At 57.3% G+C, this 25692-nt stretch carries 22 protein-coding genes; 12 read left to right on the top strand and 10 right to left on the bottom strand.

Features of this window, described 5'->3' with window-relative positions:
- Window positions 1-276 precede the first annotated feature (276 nt).
- Window positions 277-1203 (top strand): Gfo/Idh/MocA family protein, encoded by a 927-nt coding sequence (locus tag RMR21_RS04840; RefSeq protein WP_498669576.1) that lies wholly within the window; start codon window positions 277-279, stop codon window positions 1201-1203.
- Window positions 1204-1209: 6 nt separating this feature from the next.
- Here the strand turns inward: RMR21_RS04840 and RMR21_RS04835 are convergent, their stop codons facing one another.
- Entirely contained in the window at window positions 1210-2232 is a 1023-nt protein-coding gene (locus RMR21_RS04835; protein ID WP_498669575.1) for a sensor domain-containing diguanylate cyclase, read from the bottom strand.
- Window positions 2233-2852: 620 nt separating this feature from the next.
- Between RMR21_RS04835 and RMR21_RS04830 the strand changes: the two genes are divergently transcribed.
- Window positions 2853-5288, top strand: coding sequence for a glucose/quinate/shikimate family membrane-bound PQQ-dependent dehydrogenase (locus tag RMR21_RS04830; protein ID WP_498669574.1), 2436 nt, complete (start codon window positions 2853-2855; stop codon window positions 5286-5288).
- 95 nt (window positions 5289-5383) lie between these two features.
- Here the strand turns inward: RMR21_RS04830 and RMR21_RS04825 are convergent, their stop codons facing one another.
- Window positions 5384-5833, bottom strand: coding sequence for a DNA polymerase III subunit chi (locus RMR21_RS04825; RefSeq protein WP_498669573.1), 450 nt, complete (start codon window positions 5831-5833; stop codon window positions 5384-5386).
- A 32-nt stretch (window positions 5834-5865) separates the two neighbouring features.
- Window positions 5866-7356, bottom strand: a complete 1491-nt coding sequence (locus RMR21_RS04820) for a leucyl aminopeptidase (RefSeq protein ID WP_498670074.1) — start codon at window positions 7354-7356, stop codon at window positions 5866-5868.
- A gap of 275 nt (window positions 7357-7631) precedes the next feature.
- Between RMR21_RS04820 and lptF the strand changes: the two genes are divergently transcribed.
- The 6 genes from lptF to rsmA all read left to right on the top strand — a co-directional run bounded on the left by lptF (window position 7632) and on the right by rsmA (window position 15372).
- Entirely contained in the window at window positions 7632-8801 is a 1170-nt protein-coding gene (lptF, locus tag RMR21_RS04815) for an LPS export ABC transporter permease LptF (RefSeq protein ID WP_498669572.1), read from the top strand.
- Entirely contained in the window at window positions 8798-9886 is a 1089-nt protein-coding gene (lptG, locus tag RMR21_RS04810; protein ID WP_498669571.1) for an LPS export ABC transporter permease LptG, read from the top strand. The genes lptF and lptG overlap by 4 nt, the downstream gene beginning before the upstream one ends.
- Window positions 9886-12252: an LPS-assembly protein LptD gene (locus RMR21_RS04805; RefSeq protein WP_498669570.1), complete on the top strand. Its 2367-nt coding sequence runs from the start codon at window positions 9886-9888 to the stop codon at window positions 12250-12252. The genes lptG and RMR21_RS04805 overlap by 1 nt, the downstream gene beginning before the upstream one ends.
- Before the next feature lie 297 nt (window positions 12253-12549).
- Window positions 12550-13494 (top strand): SurA N-terminal domain-containing protein, encoded by a 945-nt coding sequence (locus RMR21_RS04800; RefSeq protein WP_498669569.1) that lies wholly within the window; start codon window positions 12550-12552, stop codon window positions 13492-13494.
- Between the two features lie 16 nt (window positions 13495-13510).
- On the top strand, window positions 13511-14530 hold the full coding sequence (gene pdxA / locus RMR21_RS04795; RefSeq protein ID WP_498669568.1) for a 4-hydroxythreonine-4-phosphate dehydrogenase PdxA: 1020 nt from the start codon (window positions 13511-13513) through the stop codon (window positions 14528-14530).
- Complete coding sequence (gene rsmA / locus RMR21_RS04790; protein ID WP_498669567.1) at window positions 14530-15372, top strand: 16S rRNA (adenine(1518)-N(6)/adenine(1519)-N(6))-dimethyltransferase RsmA; 843 nt, start codon at window positions 14530-14532, stop codon at window positions 15370-15372. Before pdxA ends, rsmA begins: the two co-directional genes overlap by 1 nt.
- 64 nt (window positions 15373-15436) lie before the next feature.
- Here rsmA and gmk read toward each other — a convergent pair whose 3' ends face one another.
- From gmk to fabD, 7 genes are all read right to left on the bottom strand, one after another.
- Window positions 15437-16108: a guanylate kinase gene (gene gmk, locus RMR21_RS04785; protein WP_174152592.1), complete on the bottom strand. Its 672-nt coding sequence runs from the start codon at window positions 16106-16108 to the stop codon at window positions 15437-15439.
- Window positions 16109-16113: 5 nt separating this feature from the next.
- A complete protein-coding gene (locus tag RMR21_RS04780; RefSeq protein WP_498669565.1) occupies window positions 16114-16998 on the bottom strand; it encodes a YicC/YloC family endoribonuclease in 885 nt (294 codons plus the stop codon).
- 57 nt (window positions 16999-17055) lie between these two features.
- Window positions 17056-18276 carry an endolytic transglycosylase MltG gene (gene mltG, locus RMR21_RS04775; protein WP_498669563.1) on the bottom strand — a complete coding sequence of 407 codons (1221 nt, stop codon included), beginning with the start codon at window positions 18274-18276 and terminating at the stop codon, window positions 17056-17058.
- 249 nt (window positions 18277-18525) lie between these two features.
- Window positions 18526-19794, bottom strand: a complete 1269-nt coding sequence (fabF, locus tag RMR21_RS04770) for a beta-ketoacyl-ACP synthase II (RefSeq protein WP_498669562.1) — start codon at window positions 19792-19794, stop codon at window positions 18526-18528.
- Between the two features lie 243 nt (window positions 19795-20037).
- Window positions 20038-20274 carry an acyl carrier protein gene (locus RMR21_RS04765; RefSeq protein WP_027507378.1) on the bottom strand — a complete coding sequence of 79 codons (237 nt, stop codon included), beginning with the start codon at window positions 20272-20274 and terminating at the stop codon, window positions 20038-20040.
- A gap of 285 nt (window positions 20275-20559) precedes the next feature.
- Window positions 20560-21297, bottom strand: a complete 738-nt coding sequence (fabG, locus tag RMR21_RS04760) for a 3-oxoacyl-[acyl-carrier-protein] reductase (RefSeq protein WP_498669561.1) — start codon at window positions 21295-21297, stop codon at window positions 20560-20562.
- 30 nt (window positions 21298-21327) lie between these two features.
- The gene (gene fabD, locus RMR21_RS04755; protein WP_498669560.1) at window positions 21328-22272 is read right to left on the bottom strand and encodes an ACP S-malonyltransferase; all 945 of its coding nucleotides are present in this window, start codon (window positions 22270-22272) and stop codon (window positions 21328-21330) included.
- A 224-nt stretch (window positions 22273-22496) separates the two neighbouring features.
- Between fabD and RMR21_RS04750 the strand changes: the two genes are divergently transcribed.
- The 4 genes from RMR21_RS04750 to RMR21_RS04735 all read left to right on the top strand — a co-directional run bounded on the left by RMR21_RS04750 (window position 22497) and on the right by RMR21_RS04735 (window position 25689).
- Window positions 22497-23540: an aldo/keto reductase gene (locus RMR21_RS04750; protein ID WP_498669559.1), complete on the top strand. Its 1044-nt coding sequence runs from the start codon at window positions 22497-22499 to the stop codon at window positions 23538-23540.
- A 285-nt stretch (window positions 23541-23825) separates the two neighbouring features.
- Entirely contained in the window at window positions 23826-24296 is a 471-nt protein-coding gene (rpsF, locus tag RMR21_RS04745; RefSeq protein ID WP_042618599.1) for a 30S ribosomal protein S6, read from the top strand.
- Window positions 24297-24308: 12 nt separating this feature from the next.
- Window positions 24309-24557 (top strand): 30S ribosomal protein S18, encoded by a 249-nt coding sequence (gene rpsR / locus RMR21_RS04740; protein WP_045231829.1) that lies wholly within the window; start codon window positions 24309-24311, stop codon window positions 24555-24557.
- Between the two features lie 157 nt (window positions 24558-24714).
- Window positions 24715-25689, top strand: coding sequence for a DUF2232 domain-containing protein (locus RMR21_RS04735; RefSeq protein WP_498669558.1), 975 nt, complete (start codon window positions 24715-24717; stop codon window positions 25687-25689).
- Window positions 25690-25692: the final 3 nt, after the last annotated feature.

The raw sequence follows: 25692 nt of genomic DNA, 5'->3' as shown, positions 1-25692 counted from the left end.
CGCGGGTAAACTGCGACGATTCAATGACTTATGATATTGCTCACGTTTGGCTTTTAATAAGAGATTCATCACGGCTTGGAAAAACCGCATCCCTGATTGCCAGAAAGTGCCGCAATACCAACGCGAATTTCAGGTCATGCCGTACAGACTGACGGTCCTTTGCCGCGACAAATTCAGACAACGTACCTCCCGGTGTCGGCTTGCCGCCTATCGGGTTTCTGTTACAAAGGCACGGATCAAGCCTTCCTCACTGAATCAGCCAAACGGATTTCTTTCATGTCAGCTACCAAGCTCGCTATCGTCGGCGTCGGCAAAATTGTTCGCGATCAGCACCTCCCGGCCATTGCGGCCAATCCGGATTTCGATCTGGTTGCCACAGCAAGCCGCCATGGCACCGTGGATGGCGTCGCTTCCTACGGCACCATCGAAGCACTGATCGAAGCCGTACCCGAGGTTCAGGCCGTATCTCTGTGCATGCCACCGCAATATCGCTATACAGCGGCTTATGCAGCATTGAATGCAGGCAAGCATGTCTTTCTCGAAAAACCACCGGGTGCCACACTGTCCGAAGTGCAGGATCTGGTTCGACTGGCGGATTCCAAGGGACTTTCGCTGTTTGCCAGCTGGCATTCCCGTTATGCGCCTGCCGTCGAGGCTGCCAAGAGCTTCCTGGCCTCTACCAAAATCAACAGCGTTCACGTCATCTGGAAGGAAGACGTCCGGCATTGGCATCCCAACCAGGACTGGATCTGGCAGGCAGGCGGCCTTGGCGTCTTCGATCCGGGTATCAACGCCCTATCGATCATCACGCATATTCTTCCACGCGGGCTGTTCATCACCAAGGCAACGCTTGAATTCCCCGAGAACCGCGATGCGCCGATTGCAGCCGACATTCAGTTTTCGGATGTAACGCAGATGCCCGTTCATGCCGAGTTCGACTGGCGTCAGACAGGCAAGCAAAGCTGGGATATCGTGGCTGAAACCGAGGCTGGTCAGATGGTTCTCTCCGACGGCGGTTCGAAGCTCTCCATCAACGCAGAGCAGACGCCTGTCCAGCCCGAACGCGAATACCCTGCTCTTTACGAGCGCTTCGCCGAGATCATCAAGGCGAAGACATCGGATGTCGATCTTGCACCGCTGATGCATGTCGCCGACGCATTTCTGCTCGGCCGTCACAAGTTCGTGGATTCGTTCTTCGATTGATCACGTTTACAAGGCGCGATTGACGAAACGGTCGCGCCCTTCTTTCTTGGCCTGATACAAGGCTTCATCGACGCTTTGCAAAAGCGATAGACGGTCGCTGCCCGCCTGCGGAGCAATGGCGCCACCGATGCTGAGCGGCGCATGCACCAGCCGACCATCGATATTGAACGGATGACGAAACGCTTCAAGCAGCCGCTCGGCCAGCGTTGACAGGTCATGTGATGTGGCCGGTCGCGGAACAAAGACGGCAAACTCGTCTCCACCCATGCGCACGGCGATATCTTCAGGCCTGATCACATTGCGGATGCGGTTTGCAGCTTCGTGAAGAACACGGTCTCCGACACTATGGCCGAGCGTATCGTTGATCGCCTTGAAACCATCCATATCCAAATAGAGAGCGCCAAAGGTTTCGTTGGACTGCAGCGCGGCATACATCTGCGAATCCACCAGCACACTCAAGGCCTCGCGATTGTAGAAACCCGTAAGCGGGTCGGTCATGGCGGCATCACGCAAGGCGCGCTCCGCAAGGCTCATGGTGAAATTGGCTTTTTGCAGTCGAAGCAATGCACCAGCCAGGACAGCGAAACGCTTCAGGCTCGCGACTTCGCCCGGCTGCAACTGGCGCGGATATGTATCGAGAATGCAAAATGCCCCGACAATCAGTCCCGGCTCCAGCTCGATGGGTGCTCCGGCATAGAAACGGAACTTTGGGCCGCCTTGAACATAGGGAAAAGCAGACAATTCCCGGTGAGCACTCAGATCAGGAACCACCAGCACATCGTTGGAAAGCACCACGCGCGTGCAGATGGAAATGTCCCGGGGACATTCGCCCACCTGGATACCCGCTTGATGCGCGATGTGCAGCCAGTCCTCGTCAACGATATGAACCGCAGCGCGCGAGGTTTCAAACACGCCTTTCGCAAGCTCGGAGAGAGCAGCCAGTTCCGGCGTCGGGCCCGATCCCAGAATGGAACGCACGCCCACAAGACGCTCAGTTTCATTTGCAGGCCACGGTACGGATTGACCCATGTCGATCTCCTCATTTCTTTTGCAATGCACCGCAAACCCATTGCTGCATATAGCATTTTTATTAGCGCAACACATTAGAACGTCATTGCATAAAAGCCGGTATCGCTGCCGATCCAATTTTGCGTCGCGCCATCCCTTTCAAACTCGCTTGAATTTGCAGCTTGTAGACCGGTTTTTCCCTCCAGCCGTCACTCACTTTGATGCCCAACTTCAAAAAAAAGTGAACTGAAATAAAGTCATCCATAAGAATCGATAGCGCCGACCTTTTCACACTGGAGTTGGTATTTTCCAGCTTGTTAACATCAGCAACGCGGCGTATTCACGCACTGGTTGGCGCAAAGCCAAACACACCCGTACCAATCCGTTGGAGGAGTGGGGTTGCGAGGGAAACTCGGATCTTGATGGGATGTCGCTGTCTGAACGCCATGAATGATCGGTCTGGCCTGGTGATACGTCCAATGCGGAGAGCACTCATGGAGCGTGTATTTTTCAGCATCACACCGCAGTCCTTTGCGAGCTCAAGACGCCGTGTCACCTGTCAGCACGGAGCCTCTTCTGCTCGCCATGAGCCTGAGGTCGTTTCGTCTGACTGCCAAATTTAAAACAGTCAGGAACTCTTGATGGTTGATCAACCCAAACCCCTATCCGCTCTTTCAAAAATCTGGCTCGCATTTCTGGGCCTCGTTCTCGTCGCTGCGGGTCTCTTCTTCACTTATTTCGGCGGCAAGCTCGCCATGGAAGGCGGCAGCCTTTACTTCATCATCTCCGGCATCGCCCTTGTTCTCGGCGGCCTGCTCATTGCCCTGCGCAAACCGTTGGGCGCCACGCTGTTCGGCCTCGTCTTCATCGGCACGATTGCCTGGTCTCTTTGGGAAGTCGGCGTTGACTACTGGCCGCTGATCTCCCGCCTTCTGGCGTTGACGGTTGGCGCAACCGTCGTTGCCCTTTCTGTTCCGCTGCTGCGCCGCGCAGCCGGAAAAACACCTGCCTATGCCGGTTCGTTCATTCTGGCGATTCTTCTTGGCACCGTATCCGCTGCGGGCATGGCCGGCATGTTCGTGCCGCATCCAACCGTTGTTGCCAGCGGCGAGGCCCCGGCCCTGACGCCTGTTTCGGCTGAAACCGAACAGAAGAACTGGGAACATTACGGCAATACCGCAGGCGGCAGCCGCTTCGTCGCGCTCGATCAGATCAATCGCGACACCGTCAAGAATCTCGATGTAGCCTGGACCTATCACACCGGCGATACACCCATCAGCCCCAATGGCGGCGGTGCCGAAGACCAGCAGACACCGTTGCAGGTGGGCGACCGCGTGTTTCTGTGCACGCCGCACAACAACGTGATTGCGCTGGATGCCGATACCGGCAAGGAAATCTGGAAAAACGAGATCAACGCCAAGTCATCCGTTTGGATGCGTTGCCGTGGCCTTGCCTATTTCGATGCCACGCGCCCGGTCGAACAGCCCAATCTGCCCGGTTCCACGCCGGTCACGGCAGCAACCGTGGCTGAAGGAGCGCTGTGCCAACGCCGCATTTTGATGAACACAATCACGGCGGAACTGATCGCTCTTGATGCCGACACGGGCGCATTCTGCCCTGACTTCGGCACCGATGGCCGTGTCAACCTCAAGGACGGTCTCGGCAACGCGCCAGACCCGAGCTATGTTCTGACATCGGCTCCGACACTGGCTGGCACAACCGTCGTGATCGGCGGACGGATCGCCGACAATGTGCAGGTGGATATGCCGGGCGGCGTCATGCGCGGCTTCGACGTCATCACCGGCCAGTTGCGCTGGGCTTTCGATCCGGGCAATCCCGACATCACTCTGATGCCGCCTCCCGGCCAGACCTATACACGCTCGACACCCAATGTCTGGGCGTCGATGTCCTATGACGCAGCATCCAACACAGTGTTCATGCCGGTCGGCAGCCCCTCGGTCGACCTTTACGGGGCAACCCGGACAGAACTCGACCACAAATATGGCGCCTCCATGCTGGCACTCGATGCCACCACGGGCCGTGAAAAATGGGTCTACCAGACGGTTCACAACGACCTCTGGGACTTCGACGTCCCGATGCAGCCAAGCTTCATCGACTTCCCCAAGGCAGATGGCTCGACGGTTCCGGCGCTGGTATTCGGCACCAAGGCTGGCCAGCTTTACGTGCTTGATCGCGCAACCGGCAAGCCTTTGACGGAAGTGAAGGACGTTCCCGTCAAGCCCGGCAACATCGCCAACGAAAAATACGCTCCGACACAGCCGCTTTCGGTCGGCATGCCACAGATCGGTGCGCAGACCCTGACCGAAAGCGACATGTGGGGCGCAACACCGTTCGACCAGCTTCTGTGCCGCGTTGCCTTCAAGGGCATGCGTTATGACGGTGTCTACACCGTTCCCGGCACCGATCTGGTGCTCAACTTCCCAGGGTCTCTCGGCGGCATGAACTGGGGCGGCATTTCCATCGACCCCAACACCGACACGATCTTCGTCAACGACATGCGCCTGGGCCTGTGGATCCAGATGCAGGAAGCGGCGCCCACGACGGCTGTCAACAGCGGTTCGGAAGCCACCAACACGGTCATGGGTCTGGTGCCGATGAAGGGCACGCCCTACGCGGTCAACAAGAACCGTTTTCTCTCGGCACTCGGCATTCCCTGCCAGAAGCCTCCGTTCGGCACGTTGACCGCCATCAACATGAAGACGCAGAAGATCAACTGGCAGGTTCCTGTCGGTACGGTGCAAGACACCGGTCCGCTCGGCATCAAGATGGGTCTCCCCATCCCCGTGGGCATGCCGACACTGGGCGGCACCATGACCACGCAGGGCGGTCTCGTCTTCATCGCCGGCACACAGGATTATTACCTGCGCGCTTTCAGCACGGCGACCGGCGAGGAAGTCTGGAAAGCCCGCCTGCCCGTCGGTAGCCAGGGCGGCCCGATGAGCTACAAGTCGCCGAAAACCGGTAAGCAATATGTGGTGATTTCCGCAGGTGGTGCCCGGCAATCTCCGGATCGTGGCGATTATGTTATCGCCTATGCTTTGCCTGGGCAGAAGTGAGGCCACGCAATACCTGAAAATTGAAATGGCCGGGGATGACCCGGCCATTTTTTATGATCTGTAAGTGCAAGACCGCCTGCGCAAAACTCTGGACCTCAAGCCTTTTTCTGCCAGCGTCCTTCCGGCGATTGCTGCCAATAGGTCAGCGTATGCCCCTCGCCTTTCATCTTTTTCCACTGGGCGCGCGCGCCATCCAGTTGCGCGGCGTCATAACCGTCGAACATGAAGACGACCCGCTCATAGTTGTCGATCGGGGGAGGCTCCGCACCGTCTATGATGAAGCGGACGTTGGCGGCGTTGCGATTTTCACCAGACGCGGTCAGCAGAACGGGCTGTTCAGCGGCTGTTTCGGAGAGATCGCTGCCATGCGGCATGAAGCTGTCGTCGCGAAATGTCCACAGATGCACATCGAGCGAATCGCGACGCTCATCGGTCGCAGTCTGGACCGCGACTTTCCAGCCGCGCTCCAGTGACTTCTCAAGAAGCGGTGGCAAAGCGTCTTCCAGCTTCGATTCGGTCAGATGGTAAAACAGGATCTCCGTCATCGACGTGCCGGTCGCGTTTTGTCCGCCAATGATCAATCCTCGTAATGGGCGCGAACGAGTTCGTTCAGCAGGCGCACGCCATAACCAGAGCCCCAGGACTGGTTGATCTCGTTGAGCGGTGAGCCCATGGCGGTTCCGGCGATGTCCAGATGCGCCCAAGGCGTATCGCCCACGAAGCGTTTGAGGAACTGTGCGGCGGTGACGGAACCAGCAAGCCGACCGGAGCTATTCTTCATATCGGCGAACTTGGAATCGATGATCTTGTCGTATTCCTTGCCGAGCGGCATGCGCCACAGCTTTTCCTGCGTCGTGTCGCCCGCGCGCGCCAGGCGTTCAGCCAGTTCGTCATCGTTGCAGAAAAGTCCTGCCTGAAGATTGCCCAATGCGACGGTAATCGCGCCCGTCAGCGTAGCCAGATTGATCATGAACTTCGGTTTGAAGCGATCATTGGTATACCAGAGCGCGTCAGCCAGCACGAGGCGGCCTTCGGCGTCGGTGTTGATGATTTCGATCGTCTGGCCGGACATGGAGGTGACGATATCGCCCGGGCGCTGGGCGTTGCCATCCGGCATGTTTTCCACAAGACCGATAACGCCGATGACATTCGCCTTGGCCTTGCGCGCGGCCAGCGTGTGCATGAGGCCGGTTACGGCTGCTGCACCTCCCATGTCACCCTTCATGTCTTCCATGCCTGCACCGGGCTTCAGCGAAATGCCACCCGTGTCGAAAACCACGCCTTTGCCGACAAAGGCAATCGGCTCATCTTTCTTGGAGCCGCCCTTCCACTGCATGATGGCGAGACGTGGCGGGCGGACGGACCCTTGGGCCACGCCCAGCAGCGCGCCCATGCCCAGCTTCTTCATTTCCTTTTCACCAAGGATTTCAACCTCGACGCCGAGTTTCTTCAACTCCTCCGCCTTTTCGGCAAATTCCACGGGGCCGAGAACGTTTGGCGGCAGGTTGACGAGATCACGCGCCAGAATGACGCCTTGCGCTTCAGCTTCGGCTGTTTCAAAAGCTTTTTTTGCTTCTGCATGCACGGCCGTCACGATGGTGACATCGACACTTTTCGGCGTCTTGTCATCGTCAGACTTCTTTTTCGTCTTGTAAGTATCGAAGCTATAGGCGCGCAGCAGAAGGCCCAGCGCGAAATCGGCGGCCGCCTTGCCATCGACTTCGATGCCCAGCGCGTCCAGATAGATGACGACCTTTTCGGCCTTCTTGAACTGGGCAGCAGCGGTTCCACCGGCGCGCAGCCAGTCATGCGCCGTCAGCTTGGCAGGCTTGCCGAGACCGATGACGATGATTCTGTCGGCTTCGGATCCCTGCGGCGCCAGCAGGTCCAGAACGCTCATCGCCTTGGCGGTGAAACCGGAAACTTTAGCGGCTTTCACAAGGATACCGGCGGGATCGACCTGCGCCTGGCCAGCGGGCGCATTTTCGCCCGATACCTGCAGCAGAACAGCGCTGGCATTTTCAAGGGAAGCGGAATTGGCAAAGGATATATCGAATTTGGCGGACATGTTCTCGCTCATCACTGTATTTCAGGAAACGCCGGATCATGGCCTTTTACGGCTTCAGCGCAACCCTGCAATCGGCTTGTGTGGTGTCAATTTTGTGAATCACTCATGGAAGGACAGCAAAAATCGCCATTAACAAAAAGACACAGGCCGCAGAAAAATTATCGCACAAGACAGATTTGTGTGCGGTGCGGAGTCGCCATCCGCGATTGTTACAGCTAGATAAGAGCAGTTCCCGCGGGGGGAACATGCATTGCGATTACGGCATCAGGGACTGAATGACGCTTCTTGAACGATACATATTGCGACGCACGACGCAGATGTTTCTGGTCGCGCTATTGCCCGTTCTGGCGATTATCTGGACGATTCAGGTTCTTCAGCGAATCAATCTCGTCACGGATACCGGCCAGTCCATGGGCTCTTTCGTTACGTTGGCGACGATGCTGTTGCCGACGCTTATTCCCGTCGTCCTGCCTTTCGCGCTGGTCATCGCCATCACGCAGACGCTGACGGCAATGAATACCGACTCGGAACTGGCCATTATCGATGCATCGGGCGCGTCACGCTGGATCATTTGCAAGCCCATACTGATTCTCGGCACGGTGCTGAGCCTCGTCTCGTTCGGAATCACGAATTTTGCCGAGCCTCCCGCTCGGACCGCGGCACGACAGATGGTTGCCGCTGCCTACGCAGACCTCTTGTCCTCGGTTATCGAAGAAAAGACATTCCGTACGATTCAGGACGGCCTCTACGTGCAAATCGGTGAACGTCAGGGTCGTATTCTGCGCGGCCTGTTCGTGGCCGACCGTCGCGATCCCAATTACGACCTCATCTATTATGCCAAGGAAGGCATGATCGATGAGGGCGGCACGTCTCTGACCATGCGTGATGGCGAGGTGCAGCAAAAGACGCCGGATGGAAAAGTCTCCGTCGTCAAGTTCCTGTCCTATGCCTTCGACCTGTCAACGATGTCTGAAAAAGACAACAACGAGCCCTCGATCTCTTCGAGCGATGCGAGCCTGGCTTTCTTGCTCTCGCCAGATGAGACTGTGGAAAGCTACAGGAAAGCGCCGGGCGGGTTCCAGTCGGAACTGCATAGACGTCTTGTGGACTGGATGTTCCCGTTCGTCTTCGCGCTGATTTCACTCGTGGTTGCCGCCGATGCACGCTCTCACCGGGAAGCGCGCCTGCACCCGATGGTCGCGGCTCTCCTCACTGCATTCATGCTCAGATGGCTTGGCTTCTACTTCACCAATCAGGTCAAGCAGAGCGCTGCTTTCATTCCGCTGGTCTATGCTGTGCCGGTGGTCAGCGGCGGCATAGCGACCTTCCTTTTGATGACCGGTCAAAAACTGCGCATGCCGCGCGCCTTCAGCAATGCCGTTCATAACCTGCAGAAGCGTTCGTTGCCATCCAAGGCTTCTGGTTCGGGAGGTCAAGGCGCATGATGTTTGGCACGCTCTCCCGTTATTTCCTGCGACGTTACGCGATGACGACCTTCTGGTTCCTGCTGGGCGTCTCGGCTATTATCTTTCTCGCCGACTTCAGCGAGACGGCGCGACGCATGTCCGGGCTGCCGGGATATTCCGTTCCCGCGGCTCTGGGCCTGACGGCTCTGCGCCTCCCACTCATTCTTCAACAGACGGTTCCCTTCATCGCACTTTTCGTGGGCATGACGACACTGATCTCGCTCAATCGTCGCTACGAGTTGGTGGTCACGCGGGCCGCCGGCATTTCGGCCTGGCAGTTCATTTTGCCGTTCGTGGGCGGTGCCATTCTTCTTGGCGTCCTGTCCATCCTGGTCCTCAACCCCATTGCTGCCTGGGGTGAAAGCAAGTCGCTTTCCGTCGAGGCGGGATGGCGCAATGAGGGTGGTCCTTCTCGCCAGCAGCAGGTTCTGCCATGGCTGCGCCAGAGCAGCGGCGGACAAGATACGATCATCGGTGCCAAGAGCTTTGAAGAAAACGGAACTCTTCTCAAGGATGTGGTGCTGGTGCACCTCGACAAGGATGGCAATATCCTTCTGCGGCAGGACGCACAGTCGGCTAAGTTGGAAGATGGTTACTGGCTTCTTAACGACGTCGCAGAGATCAGACCGGGCCATGTTCCAACCCGGGAATCGTCCACGCGGATCAGTACCAATCTGAGACAGGAATTCGTTCAGGAACGCCTGACACAGCCCGAAACCGTTGCTTTCTTTGATCTTTCTCACAAGATAGACGTCGCTCAATCCTTCGGTATCTCTTCGAAAGCGCTGGAGACACAGTACCACTTCCTGCTGTCCATGCCTTTCCTTCTCGTGGCGATGACCTTGATCGCCGCGACTGTTTCATTAAAGTTCAGCCGGTTCGCACAATCCCGCTCAGTGATTCTGGGTGGAATCGTTTCCGGCTTCGTGCTTTATGTAGTAACCGTGCTCGTAAGGGCATTCGGGAGTAGCGGTGTTGTTCCTCCCTTCGTTGCGGTCTGGGTTCCAGTCGTCGTAGCGTTGGCATTGGGGGCGACTATTCTGCTTCATCAGGAGGACGGCTAGTGGCGGTATTTGACCGCGGGAATATCAGAAGGCTTTCGACGGCCCTTCTGACTGGTGCTGCTGTGTGCGCATATGTTGCAACCGCTTCGAGCGTTTTTGCTCAAGACGGTGTCATCGTTGGCGACCCTCAGGACCAATCAAAACTCCTGCTTACAGCGAACGAACTGACGTATAATAAAGATTCAGAACGCGTGATTGCGACCGGTGGTGTGCGCCTGAATTATACCGGCTACCGAATGGTGGCCCAGCGTGTCGAATATAATCAATCGACTGGCCGGGTGCTTGCACGCGGCAATATTGAGCTGATCGAACCGAACGGTAGCCGCATCTATGCGGACGAGCTTGATGTCACCGACGACTTCGGCCAAGGTTTCGTCAACGCGCTGCGCGTGGAGACGCCTGACAACACACGTATTGCCGGCGAAAGCGCCGAACGCCTTTCACAGGACGTCATGGTTCTGAACAACGGCGTCTACACGGCTTGTCTTCCCTGCGCGGAGCGTCCGGAAAAGCCGCCATTCTGGCAGGTGAAGGCGCAACGCGTCATTCAGGATGGTAAAAAGCAGACGATACGTCTGGAGAAGGCTCGTTTCGAACTTTTCGGCAAACCCATTGCCTATCTTCCTTTCATCACTGTTCCCGACAATACGGTAAAGCGTAAGTCCGGGTTTTTGTTCCCTCGCATGAGCGTTACCGACAATCTCGGTTTCGGTGTCAGCGTCCCCTATTTCCAGGTCCTGTCCGATACGGCCGACGCGACCATCACGCCAACCTACTACACCTCACAGGGTTTGCTGCTGGAAGGCGAGATACGTCAGAAGTTCGAGCGTGGATCGCACGAAGTCCGTATGGCTGGCATCAACCAGAGCAACCCTGAGGACTTCGATCTCAATACAACCGACTCGGAAAACGATACGCGCGCGATGATCGCCTCGAAGGGCGACTTCACCATCAATCCGCGCTGGACGTTTGGCTGGGATGCGATGGTCCAGACCGACAACAACTTTTCGCGCACTTACGGGCTGAAAGGTTACAACGGCGGCGTTCAGACCAATCAAATATACCTGAACGGTGTCGGGGATCGGAACCGTTTCGAAGCGAAGGCCTATTACTTCAACGTTCAGGACAACGACCTTTCGGAATCTGAAGAGCGTAAGCAGGCCATCGTTCATCCTGCGGTAGACTACCGGTATTTTCTGCCGGATCCGGTGTATGGCGGAGAGCTCTCGTTGACGACGAACTTCACGAGCCTGACGCGAGAAAAACAGGACGCCTACAATCTCGGCGATTCCATCCGCTATAACGGCCTTGAGGGTAGTTACACCCGCCTGTCCACAGAAGCGGAATGGAAGCGGACCTTCACCTTCGACAGCGGATTGCTCCTGACACCCCTCCTGGCCGCGCGCGGAGACGCGTTGTGGACCGATATGTCTGCAAACAGCTTCGGCACTTCTTTGAACTATGATGGTACCATCAATGATGATGCCAGCATGCGGGGTATGGCAACGCTTGGCCTTGAAGCCCGTTATCCCATTCTGTTTAGCGCGCTTCACAGCAACCACGTCCTCGAGCCAATCGCGCAAATCTTTGTTCGGCCGAATGAAGGCTATGCCGGAGAACTTCCAAACGAAGATTCCCAGGCCTTTGTCTTCGACGCGACAAACCTTTTCGAGCGCGACAAATTCTCGGGCTTCGACCGCATCGAAGGCGGAACGCGCGCCAATATCGGCCTTCGCTACACCGGTACCTTCGACAATGGTTACGGCATTCGCGCGATCGCCGGTCAGTCTTTCCATCTGGCAGGTCAAAACTCGTTTGCCCAAAACGACCTGGTGAATGTCGGTGCCGACTCCGGTCTGGAAACGGACCGTTCCGACTATGTGGCGATGGCCGCGATCGACGCTCCTATTGGCCTTTCGCTCTCGTCCAGCTTGCGCTTCGACAAGGACAATCTGGAAGTCAATCGGTCTGAAACGGGTGTGAGTTATACAAACAGCCGCGTTTCCGGCACTGTAAGCTATACACAGGTCGAAGCGCAGCCTGACTACGGCTACGACAGAAAGCGCGACATTGTTCAGGCTTCCGGCAAACTGCGCATGAACGACAACTGGTCGCTGTTCGGTGCCATCAATTACGATCTGAACAACAAGTTCACCAGCGAGCGTCGGATTGGTATTCAATATCAGGACGAGTGCACCATCTTTGCGGTTAGTTTCGCGGACAAAGGAAATCTCCAGACGGTTCGCGAGGATGCCAACGACTGGTCCGTCAATGCCCGACTGGCATTCAGAACGCTCGGCGATATCGCTGTCGGCACAGCCGATACAAGCTGGGGTGAAGCTGACCTGGGTTGGAAACCGAATTAGCGAATTAAACGGCGGCGAGGTGCGACCTTCGCCGCTTTCGTTTTTTACGCATGTGTAAATGCGTGTTTCCCCAACACGCCACCGTTTTGCCGCAACATATCGTCAATGTCTAAGTTATGTGATGATTGCCGTTCCAATCATATCAATGATATAAACGTCTGCACTCACGGCAAAACTGCAAGAAAATTCAGTTTTTCGGTTGACGAGCGGTGCTATCCGCTTCATCCGATAATCGAGATGTTCAGAAAAACACAGTCGTGGCATTGCTCACCGACAGGTCGACAGGGAGAGAACAGGATGAAACTCGGAAAGACGGCATTGCGCAGCGTAGCATTCGCCTTTGCGATTTTCGCAGTTCCCATGGTTATCGTACTACCGACGCAGCCGGCGTTTGCCGAAACCGCTGTGAAGGTCGTCGTCAACAAGACGCCGATCACCAGTGATGATATCGCACGCCGGACCGCCTTCCTCAAATTGCAGCGTCAATCCGGTAACCTTCCGCAGAAAGCGCGTGAGCAGCTGATCGACGAAGCGCTGAAGCGTGAAGAGATCGCGCGCGTCAAGATGTCTGTCAGCACGTCGGATGTCGATGCGTCTTTCGCTCGGTTTGCGGCGACGAACAAGATGACGACGGATCAGTTGACCAAGGTGCTGGCGCAGGCAGGTGTTGGCGCCGAACACTTCAAGTCCTACATCGCCATTCAGATGAGCTGGCCACGCCTCGTCAATGCGCGCTATGGCGGTCGTAACAAGATGTCGACCCAGGACTTTGTCACGCGTCTGAAAGAACAGGGGCAAAAGCCCGTAACGACAGAATATTTCTTGCAGCAGGTCATTTTCGTCATTCCCGAATCAAAGCGGAATTCCATTACGGGCAAGCGCAAGTCTGAGGCAGAAGCGTCTCGCAAGCGTTATCCTGGCTGCGAGCAGGCCAAGACCTTCGCGGCGACCATGCTCGACGTATCGATCAAGGACCTCGGCCGCATGCTTGAGCCAGAGTTGCCGGCCGAGTGGAAAGATCTTGTTGTGAAAACATCCGAGGGTGGAACCACAGGGACGCGCGTGACCGAAAAAGGCGTGGAGTATCTGGCCATCTGCAAGAAGCAGCAGGTATCGGATGACTATGCCGCAGAAGTCGTTTTCCGTGCTGAGGACCTGGCGAAAGCCGACAAGGGTGAAAACCCCAACGAGAAGAAGTATCTGGAAGATCTGCGTAAGAAAGCCCAGATCACCAGCACCTGATGTGAAAGCAGACTTTGTGACCCTGTCTAACCTGCCTATCGCGCTGACTCAGGGCGACCCCGCCGGAATTGGTCCCGACATCACTGTCGGTTCCTGGGTGAAGCGTCACGAGCTTGGATTGCCGCCCTTTATCCTCGTCGGCGATCCCGACGTGATTGCAGCGCGCGCGCATCTGCTCGGCCATGATATACAAGTTCGGACCTGCGAGCCTGAGCAGGCGTCATCGGTGTTTTCAACAGCGCTTCCGGTGCTTCCCATCCCTGTCGGTTTCGACGTGCAGATCGGGCAGCCGCATGTCGGCACCGCGCTCGCCACCATCAAATCCATCGAAACAGCTGTTGCCCTTACCGTTGAAAAGCGCACGTCAGCCGTTGTCACCAACCCGATTGCGAAGTCGGTGTTGTACGAAGCTGGCTTCGGTTTTCCTGGACATACGGAGTTTCTGGCAGAACTGGCACTCAAGCTGATGGGTCAGGTCGTAAAGCCTGTCATGATGATCGCGGGTCCAAAGCTTCGCGTCGTGCCGGTAACGATCCATATTCCCTTGAGCGACGTGGCCGGCGCGTTGAGTGAAGCGTTGATCATCGATACATGCCATATCGTGGCTGCCGATCTCAAAGATAAATTCGGTATCGAGGCCCCTCGCCTTGCGGTGGCGGGACTGAATCCACATGCAGGCGAAGACGGCACCATCGGTCTTGAAGATCGCGCCATCATTCACCCTGCGACCGCTCAGCTTCGAAAAGACGGTATCGACGCCTTTGGCCCTCTGCCCGCCGATACGATGTTCCACACTGCGGCCCGCGAGCGCTACGACGTGGCGATCTGCATGTATCACGATCAGGCCTTGATCCCTGCTAAAGCGCTTGGCTTTGACGATTCGGTCAATGTCACGCTGGGCCTCCCCTTCATCCGGACCTCGCCCGATCACGGCACTGCCTTCGGGATCGCCGGACAGGGCATCGCCAACGAATCAAGCCTTGTGGCAGCTTTGAAGATGGCAGCCAGCATCGCGGCGCGTCAGGCCAGCACATAATGGCAGCCATTGATGGGCTACCGCCTCTGCGCGACGTCATCCAGCGCCACGGCCTCGATGCGAAAAAGTCACTGGGACAGAACTTCCTGCTCGATCTCAATCTGACCCAGAAGATTGCGCGCACAGCCGGCCCTCTTGATGGCGTCACTGTCTTCGAGGTTGGCCCCGGCCCTGGTGGTCTGACGCGCGCCATTCTCTCACTTGGCGCCAAGAAGGTCATCGCTGTCGAGCGCGACAGCCGTTGCCTGCCCGCTCTGGCCGAAATTTCCGATCATTACCCCGGCCGCCTCGACGTGATCGAGGGCGATGCGCTCAAGGTGGATTTCGAGACCCTGGTGCCGAAGGATGAGCCTGTTCGCATCATCGCCAACCTGCCCTATAATGTCGGCACGCAATTGTTGATCAACTGGCTTCTGCCGAGGAACTGGCCACCCTTCTGGTTGTCGCTGACCCTGATGTTTCAGAAGGAAGTCGGCCAGCGCATCGTTGCTGAACAAGGTGACAATCATTATGGCCGCCTTGGCATCCTTGCAGGCTGGCGCACAGTGCCGGAAATGGCCTTCGACGTACCGCCACAGGCTTTCAGCCCGCCTCCGAAGGTGACATCGACCGTTGTCCACCTGCTACCAAGGGACAAGCCTTTTCCCTGCGATGTCTCCAATCTCGAGAAGGTCACTGAAGCAGCCTTCGGCCAGCGCCGCAAAATGCTGCGCCAGAGCGTCAAATCCATCGGTGGAGAAGCGCTCCTGGAAAAAGCCGGGATAGACCCGACACGAAGGGCTGAGACATTGTCGGTCGAGGAATTCGTGCGGTTGGCGAACATGCTTGGCGATACACGTTAGAGCGCGTCCTTGTTACAAGGAAGCGCTCTCAGCAGGGCGTTTTTTGGCCTTAGACCTGCGTTGATTACCGCACTGGCGAGGCCGGGACTTCTTCCAGCAAGGCTCTGACGAAATCGAACATGCCGTGGCGGCGGTCGCGGCGGACGCGTTCGGCTTTGACAATGGCTTCGATCGCTTCGAATGCAGCCTGGAGATCGTCGTTGAGAATGACGTAGTCATAGTCACGCCAGTGCTCGATTTCCGAACGTGAATTGGCAAGGCGGGTCTGGATGACCTCTTCCGTATCTTCGGCACGGCGATGCAGGCGCGATTGCAGTTCGGTCATGGTCGGCGGCAGAATGAAGATGGAGACGACGTCGGCCTTCATCTTGTCCTGCAACTGTTCGGCACCCTGCCAGTCGATGTCGAACAGCATGTCCTTGCCTTCCGCCATCGCAGCCTCGACCGGCTCGCGCGGGGTCCCGTAAAAATTACCGTGCACCTCGGCCCATTCCAACAATTCTTCGCCATCACGCATGCGCTCGAAATCGCGCTTGGAGATGAACTCGTAGTGGATGCCGTCGATCTCACTCTGGCGGCGTGCGCGCGTCGTAACGCTGACGGACAGGCTGATGTTCTTGTCCTTTTCCAGCAGATTGCGGGCAATCGTTGATTTTCCAGCACCCGATGGCGATGAAATGACCAGCATCAGGCCTCTACGGGCAATATGGACGGGAGGAATGCTGGCGGACGCCATGGGGTCTACTCCAGATTTTGGACCTGTTCGCGGAATTGATCGATCACGACTTTCAATTCGATACCAGCAGCGGTTACAGCACTGGCGTTGGATTTGGAACAGATTGTATTCGACTCCCGGTTAAATTCCTGTGCAAGAAAGTCGAGCTTGCGTCCCACCGGCACGCCGCTGCTCAAAAGCTCCCTCGAGGCGGCGACATGGCCGATCAACCGGTCGATCTCTTCTCGCAAATCGGCCTTGGTGGCAAGCAGAACCGCTTCGGCGTGGACGCGGTCGCGGTCCAGACCGCTGCCGTCGCCGATCAGGGCAATCTGGGCGGCAAGGCGTGCACGGATTTGCTCCGGCTGTCGTGATGGATCAGCCTCGATGATTCTGGTGAGTTGCTCGATTTTATCGATATGGCCGGACAAAACGGAAAACAGCGCGGCTCCCTCCCGCGCTCGCATGGCGGCAAGAGCCGAGACCGCAGACGCGAAGCCAGCGACAATATCCAGATTTCGTACATCCTGCGCATCCGCGCTTTCCTCGGGCTCTTTGAATTCCACAAGTCCGCGAATGGACAGCAACGTGTCAAGGCTCAAGGGTGCTTCGCTGACAAGGTCTCCCAGATCGTGCTTGAGTGCCAGAACGGCATCCAGCGCATCACGGTTGATGACTGCCTCCTGCTTCGCCTCTGTGGCCGACAGGCTGAGGCCTGCCTGGATATTGCCACGGGACAGGCTTTTAGCCGCGATGTCCCGCAATTCTGTTTCGAGTGCCTCCAGTCCCGTTGGCAGCCGCAGACGAAGATCGAGCCCCTTGCCGTTGACGGAGCGAAGCTCCCACGCCCAGCGGTGGCGCCCGCACGAGCCTTCGCTGCGTGCAAAGCCTGTCATGGATTGCAATGTCATCGATCATACCCCTCAAACGACCACTGCCGCCTTTTGGGGCAGCAGTGACGTATTACCTCAATTGTTGGCAGGCTTTTCGGCCTGCGAGCCGGCGGGCTGGCCATCCACCACCCCTTCCGGCGTGCCGCCTGCAGCAGCCCGTTCCGCTTCGATCTTGCGCCAGCGGCGAACATTGTTGTTATGCTCGTCAAGCGTCTTGGCGAAGGTATGCCCACCCGTGCCATCGGCCACGAAGTAGAGATCGTCAGTTCGCCATGGGTTGGCTGTCGCTTCCAGCGCCGCCCGGCCCGGATTGGCAATCGGGTGTGGCGGCAGACCACGGATGATGTAGGTGTTGAACGGTGTTTCTTTTTGCAAGTCCGATTGGTAGATCGGCCGGTCTGAAGGCTTGCCTTCGCCGCCGAACAATCCGTAGATGATCGTCGGGTCGGATTGAAGGCGCATATTCTTTTTCATACGATTGTAGAAGACAGAGGCGACGTGGCCGCGCTCATCGTCCTTGCCGGTTTCCTTTTCCACAATCGATGCCAGCGTGACAAACTCTTCGATGGTCTTCAGCGAAAGATCAGGGTCGCGACGCTCCCAAATCGCCTGCACGAGACGCGATTGTGCTGCGCGCATCTGGCTGACAACCTCTTCGCGCTTGGTGCCGCGCGTAAAGGGATAGGTGTCTGGACGCAAAGACCCTTCCGGTGGCAGTTCGGCCGGTAGATCACCCTCCAGCACAGGTTCGCTCGCAAGGCGTGCGAACATCTGCTTGACCGTCAGACCTTCCGGCATCGTGATCGTGTAGAAAATGGACTTGCCGGACTCCAGAAGACCGAGAATGTCCTTCATGGAGGTGCGGGCCTTGATTTCATATTCGCCGGGCTTCGGCGTCTCTCCACCAGCCAGATATTTGTCGGCCATGAGGCGGAAAATGCGAGCGTTGGAAATAGCACCACTTCGCTCCAGATTGCTGGCGATTTCAGCGAGACCGGCACCGTTGCGGACCGTAATCGTCGTGTTCGTCTCAAGCGGACCCGGCTCGTGAAACGAATTGAGCATGTAGTAGAAAGCCGCGACACCAATGATGCAGACGGCAACAATGAGCGTCATCAGGAAATTGAGGAAGATGACCAGTTGGCTATGGGCCTTGCGGGAGCGCTTGGGTGGCGACGGAACCTTTTCCGGTCTCAAAGCCTCTGTTGGCGATTTTGGAATGATCGGGCCGCCCTTGCTCTCGGTTGAGCCTTCACGTCCTTGCGGGGCCTGATTGTTCTCTCTCGTATCGCTCACCGGCGGTCCTTTTCAGTTCGGCATTACAACGGCTTATTGAGCAGGCAATGCGGCAAAAACAGGTTCGGCAGGCCATTCTGCACTTGGTAGACAGGGAAACGCCCTACACATCTTCGTTTACAAAGATTATCGGTGTTTCCGCTCTCGACAGTTGCCCGGAGAGGCAACGTAGGTTGAAATCCCGGCTGTGGTGCCGGGAGAAGAGAGGTTTTTCTGCGATTCTGCGCTTAACGGCAAGAGCCGTCACACTCAGCCTTCGAAACGACGCAACACCAGGGATGCGTTGGTGCCACCAAAACCGAAAGAATTCGACAGGGCGACGTCAACCTGACGCTTGCGCGCTGTGTGCGGAACCAGATCGATCGCCGTCTCGACTTCGGGATTGTCGAGGTTGAGCGTCGGTGGGACTATATTGTCGCGGATCGCAAGCGTCGCGAAGATCGCTTCGATTGCGCCGGCGGCCCCCAGAAGGTGACCCGTGGCGGATTTGGTCGACGACATGGAGATCTTCGACGCCGCATTTCCCACAAGACGTTCAACTGCGCCGAGCTCGATGGTGTCGGCCATGGTCGATGTGCCATGGGCATTGATATAATCGACGTCAGCAGGCGCGAGCCCCGCGCGCTTCAATGCCATCGCCATGCAGCGGTAAGCACCCTCGCCGTCTTCCGACGGCGCGGTGATGTGGAATGCATCGCCCGACAGGCCGTAACCCACGACTTCGGCGTAGATCTTTGCGCCGCGCGCCTTGGCGTGTTCCAACTCTTCCAGAACGACGATACCTGCACCCTCACCCATGACGAAGCCGTCGCGGTCCTTGTCATAGGGGCGTGAAGCCCTTTGCGGGTCATCATTGTGCTGGGTGGAAAGCGCCTTGCAGGCGGCAAAACCAGCAAGCGAAATGCGGCACACGGGCGATTCTGCGCCACCGGCCACCATCACATCGGCGTCGCCCAGCATGATCAGGCGAGATGCATCGCCGATCGCGTGCGCGCCGGTGGAGCAGGCCGTAACAACGGAGTGGTTCGGACCGCGCAGCTTGTGGCGGATGGAAACTTGGCCGGAAATGAGATTGATCAGACGACCGGGAATGAAAAACGGTGAGATGCGGCGTGGGCCCTTGTCGCGCAGCGTATAACCGGCCTCGACGATGCCTTCGAGACCGCCGATACCGGAGCCGATCAGGACGCCGGTCATGATCTGGTCTTCGTCACTGCCCGTTATCGGATGCCAGCCAGCGTCGTTCAGCGCCATTTCGGCTGCGGCCATGCCATAGACGATAAAGGGGTCGACCTTGCGCTGTTCCTTGGGCTCCATCCAGTCGTCGGCATTGAAGGTTCCATTGGAACCATCACCGACAGGAATGCGGCAGGCGATTTTGGCGGGGAGGTCTTCGACCTCGAACTCGGTCACGAGACGTGCACCGTTGTGTCCGGCCAGAAGCCGTTCCCACGTCACTTCCGTTCCGCACCCAAGAGGAGATACCATGCCGGTACCGGTGATAACGACACGTCTCATCGTCAAAGCTCCGCCCAAATCCCTATCATCCCCAGCGCATCGGCCTGAAAATCGGAAGCGATTTCGAAAAAGCGGATGCGCAGACGACACCTATTAAAGCAACTCTTGGCGTCTGTTGGAAGCCTGTTGCTTTATGCATCGTGCAGCACCCGCCAAATGTCGAGTGCTGCACGATAAAATAGTGGCCCGGACAAGCCGGGCCATATGGGGAAGGTCAAAGCCTTCCCTCAGTTGTTCAGACGATTAAGCCTGAGCCTTTTCGATGAACTTGACAGCGTCGCCGACCGTGAGGATCGAGTCGGCTGCGTCGTCCGGAATTTCAACGCCGAATTCTTCTTCGAACGCCATAACCAGTTCAACGGTGTCGAGCGAGTCAGCGCCCAGATCGTCGATGAAGCTTGCGCCCTCAACGACTTTTTCGGCGTCAACGCCAAGATGATCAATTACAATTTTCTTTACGCGTTCTGCGATATCGCTCATGTCGGTTTCCTCGACCTTTATTTTGAAAGGAATGTCTTCACAGACATCCTGCCCTGTTAAAACCCCCAGGCGCCCTCTAAAACAGACGCCCTGGGCAAACCCGTTCAACCCGTCTCAAGCTAAACATCGCGGCAATAAATCGCAACGGTCGCTTTTGTTTCCGGGACGACTGTTCACAGTCTTCGCCCGCTTAACACGGTTTCCCGCGGGAAAAAAGCCTTAAAATAGTGCTAACCATCTTGCTCTACAGGCATTTTTCCCACACCGCCCTACGCAGGGCGCTTATTAAATCATCGCCATACCGCCGTTCACATGCAAGGTCTGTCCCGTCATGTAGCTGGCTTCGTTGGATGCGAGGTAAAGAACGGCGGAGGCGATTTCTGTCGCAGTGCCCATACGCTTCATGGGAATGGCACCCATGATCGCATCTTTCTGCTTGTCGTTCAGTTTTCCCGTCATCGCGCTTTCGATGAAACCCGGTGCCACACAGTTGACGGTCACATTCCGGGTCGCGATTTCCTGCGCCAGCGACTTGGAAAAACCGATCATGCCGGCCTTGGAGGCGCAATAGTTCGCCTGGCCCGGATTGCCTGTCACGCCAACGATCGAGGTGATGTTGATGATGCGGCCAAAGCGGCGACGCATCATCGGATGTGTCAGTTCACGCGTCAGGCGGAATGTGGACGTGAGGTTCACCTCAAGCACATTGTCCCAGTCCTCGTCGCTCATGCGAACGAACAGACCATCCTTGGTGATGCCGGCATTGTTGACGAGAATGTCGACGCCACCAAGCTCAGCCTCGGCCTTTTCGCCCAGTGCCTTGACGTCGGCGCGGTCGGAGAGGTTGGCCGGGAAAATCTTGACGCGGTCGCCAAGTTCCGTGGCCAGTGCCTCAAGCTTTTCGACACGGGTGCCGTGCAGGCCGACGATGGCGCCCTGAGCGTGCAGCGTGCGGGCGATTTCTTCGCCGATGCCGCCGGTGGCGCCGGTAACCAGAGCCTTGCGGCCAGTCAGATCAAACATGATGTTCATCCTTTGCTATATCTCTTGAACTCAGCCGATAAGGGTTTCGAGCGCTGCATCGATATCGGCGGGCGTATTGACGGCAATACCGTTCACCGTCTTGTCGATGCGGCGGGCAAGACCCGTCAGAACCTTGCCTGAGCCGATTTCGTACAGTGTCGTAACATCGTTTGCAGCAAACCATTCCACGGTTTCGCGCCAGCGAACCTGACCCGTGACCTGCTCCACCAACAGACGTGCGATTTCTTCGGCGTCCGAAACAGGAGCCGCAGCAACATTGGCGATCAGCGGCACGACCGGTGCGTTTTTCTGCACGCCGGCCAGCGCTTCGCGCATGATGTCTGCCGCAGGCGCCATCAATGCGGAGTGGAAAGGCGCCGATACCGATAGCATCAACGCGCGCTTGGCGCCCTTTTCAGTCGCGAGACGCGCAGCCTTTTCGACGGCTGGCTTACCGCCGGAAATCACCAGCTGGCCGCCACCATTGTCATTGGCAATCTGGCAAACGCTGCCCTGCGAGGCTTCTTCGCAGATGGCAGCGACATCGCTGTGCTCAAGCCCGATGATGGCAGCCATGCCACCTTCACCGGCAGGCACTGCAGCCTGCATGGCATTGCCACGGATGCGCAAGAGACGGGCCGTATCGGACAGCGAAAACGTACCGGCAGCGCACAGCGCCGAATATTCGCCCAGCGAATGACCGGCAACATAGGCAACCTTTTCCGCCAGCTTCAGCCCGCGGGCTTCGAGCACACGCATGACGGCGACGGAAACCGCCATCAGCGCAGGCTGGGCATTTGCCGTCAGCGTCAGTGTCTCTTCCGGTCCGTTCCACATGATGTGCGAAAGCTTTTGGGCAAGCGCTTCGTCGACCTCTTCAAAGACGGCACGCGCCTCTGGAAAGGTCTCGGCAAGTTCCTTGCCCATGCCGACAGCCTGGCTGCCCTGACCCGGAAATGTAAATGCAATAGCCATGGGAGATGGTCTTTCTTTTTTGGCCTCTACGTCTGGCCTTCCCTACAAATCGTGGTTTTCCATTCACATTCCAGCCGCGCAAGTCAAGGCTTTAAGGCTTTTGAAGCCCAATCGGGGGACATTTCGTCACTCTCTTCCACAGGCATCACTGCGAATATTTTTTCTTGCACTGCGGCAATTCGGTATTACCTTCTGCCCACCTTCGAGCCACGCGAGATATTTCCATGAAACAGAATACATTGGGTCGCACGGATATTTCCGTGTCCGAAATCTGCCTCGGTACCATGACATGGGGCACACAGAACACGGAAGCCGAAGCCCATGAGCAGATGGATTACGCCCTTGAACAGGGCGTGAATTTCTTCGATACGGCCGAGCTTTATCCCACAACGCCACTGTCTGCGGAAACGCAGGGGCGCACCGAAGAGTATATCGGCACGTGGTTCCAGAAGACCGGCAAGCGCAAGGACATCGTGCTGGCGACCAAGGTCGCCGGTTCGGGACGCGATTATATCCGGGGCGGCCGCGACATCGACGCGGCAGGCATCCGTGAAGCGGTCGATACCAGCCTTTCGCGGCTCAAGACGGATTATATCGATCTCTACCAGGTCCATTGGCCGAACCGTGGCAGCTACGCGTTCCGTGGCTCATGGACCTTCGACGCCTCCGCGCAGGACAAGGTCAAGACGATTGCCGAAATCACCGAAAAGCTGGAAACGCTGGGTGAACTGGTCAAGGCGGGTAAAATCCGTGCTATCGGCCTTTCCAACGAAAGCGCCTGGGGCACGCAGAAGTTCATCGAGATCGCCGAGGCAAAAGGCCTGCCACGGGTCGCCTCCATCCAGAACGAATATAATCTTCTCTACCGTCCTTTCGATCTGGACCTGGCGGAAGTCTCCCATCACGAAGACGTCGGCCTTCTGGCCTATTCACCGCTGGCTGGTGGTATCTTAAGCGGCAAGTACCAGAGCGGCGCACGGCCTGAAGGTTCGCGCGCTTCGATCAACGGCAATATCGGTGGGCGTTTGCAGCCCTTGCAGGAAGCGCCGGTGAAGGCCTATCTGGAACTGGCCTATGAGCACGGGATCGATCCGTCACAGCTGGCCATTGCCTTTACGCTGACACGCCCCTTCATGGCGTCATCCATCATCGGCGCGACGACCATGGAGCAGCTGAAGATCAATATCGCAGCCGCGGATCTTAAGCTTTCGGATGTCGTCCTGAAGGGCATAGCCGATATTCACCGCCAGTATCCGATGCCGATCTGATACGGCGCAAACCGTGCTTTTTCCGGCAGCGCGCTTGCATTCGGATCAGAAATCCGTATAAGCGCGCTGTTCACAACACCCGGTCCAATTGGCTGGTGGCTGAACGGAGGGCTGGTTTCGGCGACGAAACAGCAGGACCATAAGGTTTCCGGCCTCCCGTGTCTCCGCTCTCGACCGTCTCGAACAACGCTTTTCTTGCCCTTGGCTTTTGCCAAACAGGAGCAGTCGTTGAGGCTTAGCGCCGTTGCCGGGTGATGAATGAAACGCAAGAAAGGCAAAGCTTAAATGGCTCTTTACGAACACATCTTCCTTGCCCGGCAGGACATCACTGCCCAGCAGGTCGACGCACTTGTCGAGCAGTACAAGGGCGTTATCGAATCGTACGGCGGTAAGGTCGGACGCGTCGAAAACTGGGGTCTGAAGTCCCTGACATACCGCATCAAGAAGAACCGCAAGGCTCATTACGCTCTGATGGACATCGATGCTCCGGCACCGGCTATCCACGAAATCGAGCGTCAGATGCGCATCAACGAAGACGTACTTCGTTACATGACCATCGCTGTTGAAGCGCACGAAGAAGGTCCATCTGCAATGATGCAGAAGCGCGACCGCGACGACCGTCCACGCCGTGATGGCGACCGTCCAGACCGTGGCCCGCGTGAAGGCGGCTTCGATCGTGGCCCACGTCCGCCTCGCGAAGGTGGCTTCGGCGACCGTGAAGACCGTCCGCGCCGTCCGCGCGAAGACCGTGCATAAGGAGAATTGATTATGGCTGATGCATCCTCTTCCCAGGCACGCCGTCCTTTCCACCGCCGTCGCAAGACGTGCCCTTTCTCTGGCGCGAACGCTCCGAGAATTGACTACAAGGACGTCCGTCTTCTGCAGCGCTACATTTCCGAGCGTGGCAAGATCGTTCCTTCCCGTATCACAGCTGTTTCGCAGAAGAAGCAGCGCGAACTCGCCCAGGCGATCAAGCGCGCTCGTTTCCTCGGCCTGCTGCCTTACGTTCTGACCTAACAGACTGCACGAGGCTGCGCGTTTGCGCGGCCTCGTTTTCTCTCAGATATCCTTCCGCGTTGGGCGTGGATCGATCTTGAAATGAAATCCCATGTTGGGGATCGGGTTCTCATAGGACCATCCTCTAACTGCTACAGAATTCCAGCAGGACAGCGACGTGCCAAAACTGAACCAGACAGTGCTGATCTCCGGCATTCTTGCCGGCATATGCGCAGCGTTTCTCACGCTCGGCGCAACCGCACAGTCGTCGATGTCTTTCCTGCTCTATGCTGCATCCGCCATGCCCGTGCTCGTCGCCGGTTTCGGCTGGGGCAATGCTTCGGCCATCGTTGCCATATTGTCGGCCGCTTTCCTCGGTGCGCTCGCTGTTTCACCGGTCTTTGCCCTGACGATCTCGATCTTTACGCTGGTTCCGGCAGGCTGGCTTGCGCATCTTGCCAATCTGGCACGTCCAGCGTCCGAACTCGGCGGCCCCCAAGATCTTTTGGCATGGTACCCGCTGTCGGGCATCATCCTGCACCTGTGCGGTCTCATCACACTTTCCGTCATCATTCTCGGCACGATGATCGGCTACGGCCCTGATCTCGTATCGCAGCTGGTCGACGTGATGATGAGCTCGGTTCAGGCGCGCGAAGCCGGTTTCACGCCGGATGCTGCAGCGCTCGCGCAGACGAAAACCTTGCTTGTTCTGATGCTGCCGATGATCCAGGGCGGTCTCTGGGTCATCATGCTGTTTGCGGCCTATTATTTCGCCAGCCGCATGGTGCGCTCCTTCGGGAAGGGTCTTCGCCCGCGTGAGGACATTGCAGCGGCACTGCGCATGCATCGCAACGCGATCTTCATTTTCCTTGGCGGCATCGTCATGACCTTCGTCGGCGGCACCGTGTCGATGATCGGCGCGGTTATCTGCGGCACCTTCGGCGCAGGCTTCCTGATGGCGGGCTATGCTTCGCTCCACCACAAATCCAAGGGCAAGGATTGGCGCTGGCCGGTTCTGGTTCTTTCCTACATTTCAGCGATCTTTGTCTTTCCGCTGTTCATCATTCTCGTCTTGGGCCTGAGCGACGTGCGCAGCACGATCTCCCTCACCCCGACACGGAAAACCGACAACAACAACGAAACCAAAAACTAGAAA

The organism is Agrobacterium sp. rho-8.1, from assembly GCF_033957725.1.
Lineage (GTDB): Bacteria > Pseudomonadota > Alphaproteobacteria > Rhizobiales > Rhizobiaceae > Agrobacterium.
Note: the sequence above shows the minus strand (reverse complement) of the source record. Positions and strands in the feature narration are given on the sequence as shown.

What these genes read in the sequence shown, in the direction of transcription:
- RMR21_RS04780 (WP_498669565.1), bottom strand. Translation starts at nt 16,998, where the DNA reads ATGACATTGCAATCCATGACAGGCTTTGCACGCAGCGAAGGCTCGTGC.
- rsmA (WP_498669567.1), top strand. Translation starts at nt 14,530, where the DNA reads ATGGCAGCCATTGATGGGCTACCGCCTCTGCGCGACGTCATCCAGCGC.
- fabD (WP_498669560.1), bottom strand. Translation starts at nt 22,272, where the DNA reads ATGGCTATTGCATTTACATTTCCGGGTCAGGGCAGCCAGGCTGTCGGC.
- RMR21_RS04835 (WP_498669575.1), bottom strand. Translation starts at nt 2,232, where the DNA reads ATGGGTCAATCCGTACCGTGGCCTGCAAATGAAACTGAGCGTCTTGTG.
- RMR21_RS04825 (WP_498669573.1), bottom strand. Translation starts at nt 5,833, where the DNA reads ATGACGGAGATCCTGTTTTACCATCTGACCGAATCGAAGCTGGAAGAC.
- gmk (WP_174152592.1), bottom strand. Translation starts at nt 16,108, where the DNA reads ATGGCGTCCGCCAGCATTCCTCCCGTCCATATTGCCCGTAGAGGCCTG.
- lptG (WP_498669571.1), top strand. Translation starts at nt 8,798, where the DNA reads ATGATGTTTGGCACGCTCTCCCGTTATTTCCTGCGACGTTACGCGATG.
- fabG (WP_498669561.1), bottom strand. Translation starts at nt 21,297, where the DNA reads ATGTTTGATCTGACTGGCCGCAAGGCTCTGGTTACCGGCGCCACCGGC.
- RMR21_RS04840 (WP_498669576.1), top strand. Translation starts at nt 277, where the DNA reads ATGTCAGCTACCAAGCTCGCTATCGTCGGCGTCGGCAAAATTGTTCGC.
- RMR21_RS04830 (WP_498669574.1), top strand. Translation starts at nt 2,853, where the DNA reads ATGGTTGATCAACCCAAACCCCTATCCGCTCTTTCAAAAATCTGGCTC.
- RMR21_RS04820 (WP_498670074.1), bottom strand. Translation starts at nt 7,356, where the DNA reads ATGTCCGCCAAATTCGATATATCCTTTGCCAATTCCGCTTCCCTTGAA.
- fabF (WP_498669562.1), bottom strand. Translation starts at nt 19,794, where the DNA reads ATGAGACGTGTCGTTATCACCGGTACCGGCATGGTATCTCCTCTTGGG.
- lptF (WP_498669572.1), top strand. Translation starts at nt 7,632, where the DNA reads ATGACGCTTCTTGAACGATACATATTGCGACGCACGACGCAGATGTTT.
- rpsR (WP_045231829.1), top strand. Translation starts at nt 24,309, where the DNA reads ATGGCTGATGCATCCTCTTCCCAGGCACGCCGTCCTTTCCACCGCCGT.
- RMR21_RS04750 (WP_498669559.1), top strand. Translation starts at nt 22,497, where the DNA reads ATGAAACAGAATACATTGGGTCGCACGGATATTTCCGTGTCCGAAATC.
- RMR21_RS04765 (WP_027507378.1), bottom strand. Translation starts at nt 20,274, where the DNA reads ATGAGCGATATCGCAGAACGCGTAAAGAAAATTGTAATTGATCATCTT.
- rpsF (WP_042618599.1), top strand. Translation starts at nt 23,826, where the DNA reads ATGGCTCTTTACGAACACATCTTCCTTGCCCGGCAGGACATCACTGCC.
- RMR21_RS04800 (WP_498669569.1), top strand. Translation starts at nt 12,550, where the DNA reads ATGAAACTCGGAAAGACGGCATTGCGCAGCGTAGCATTCGCCTTTGCG.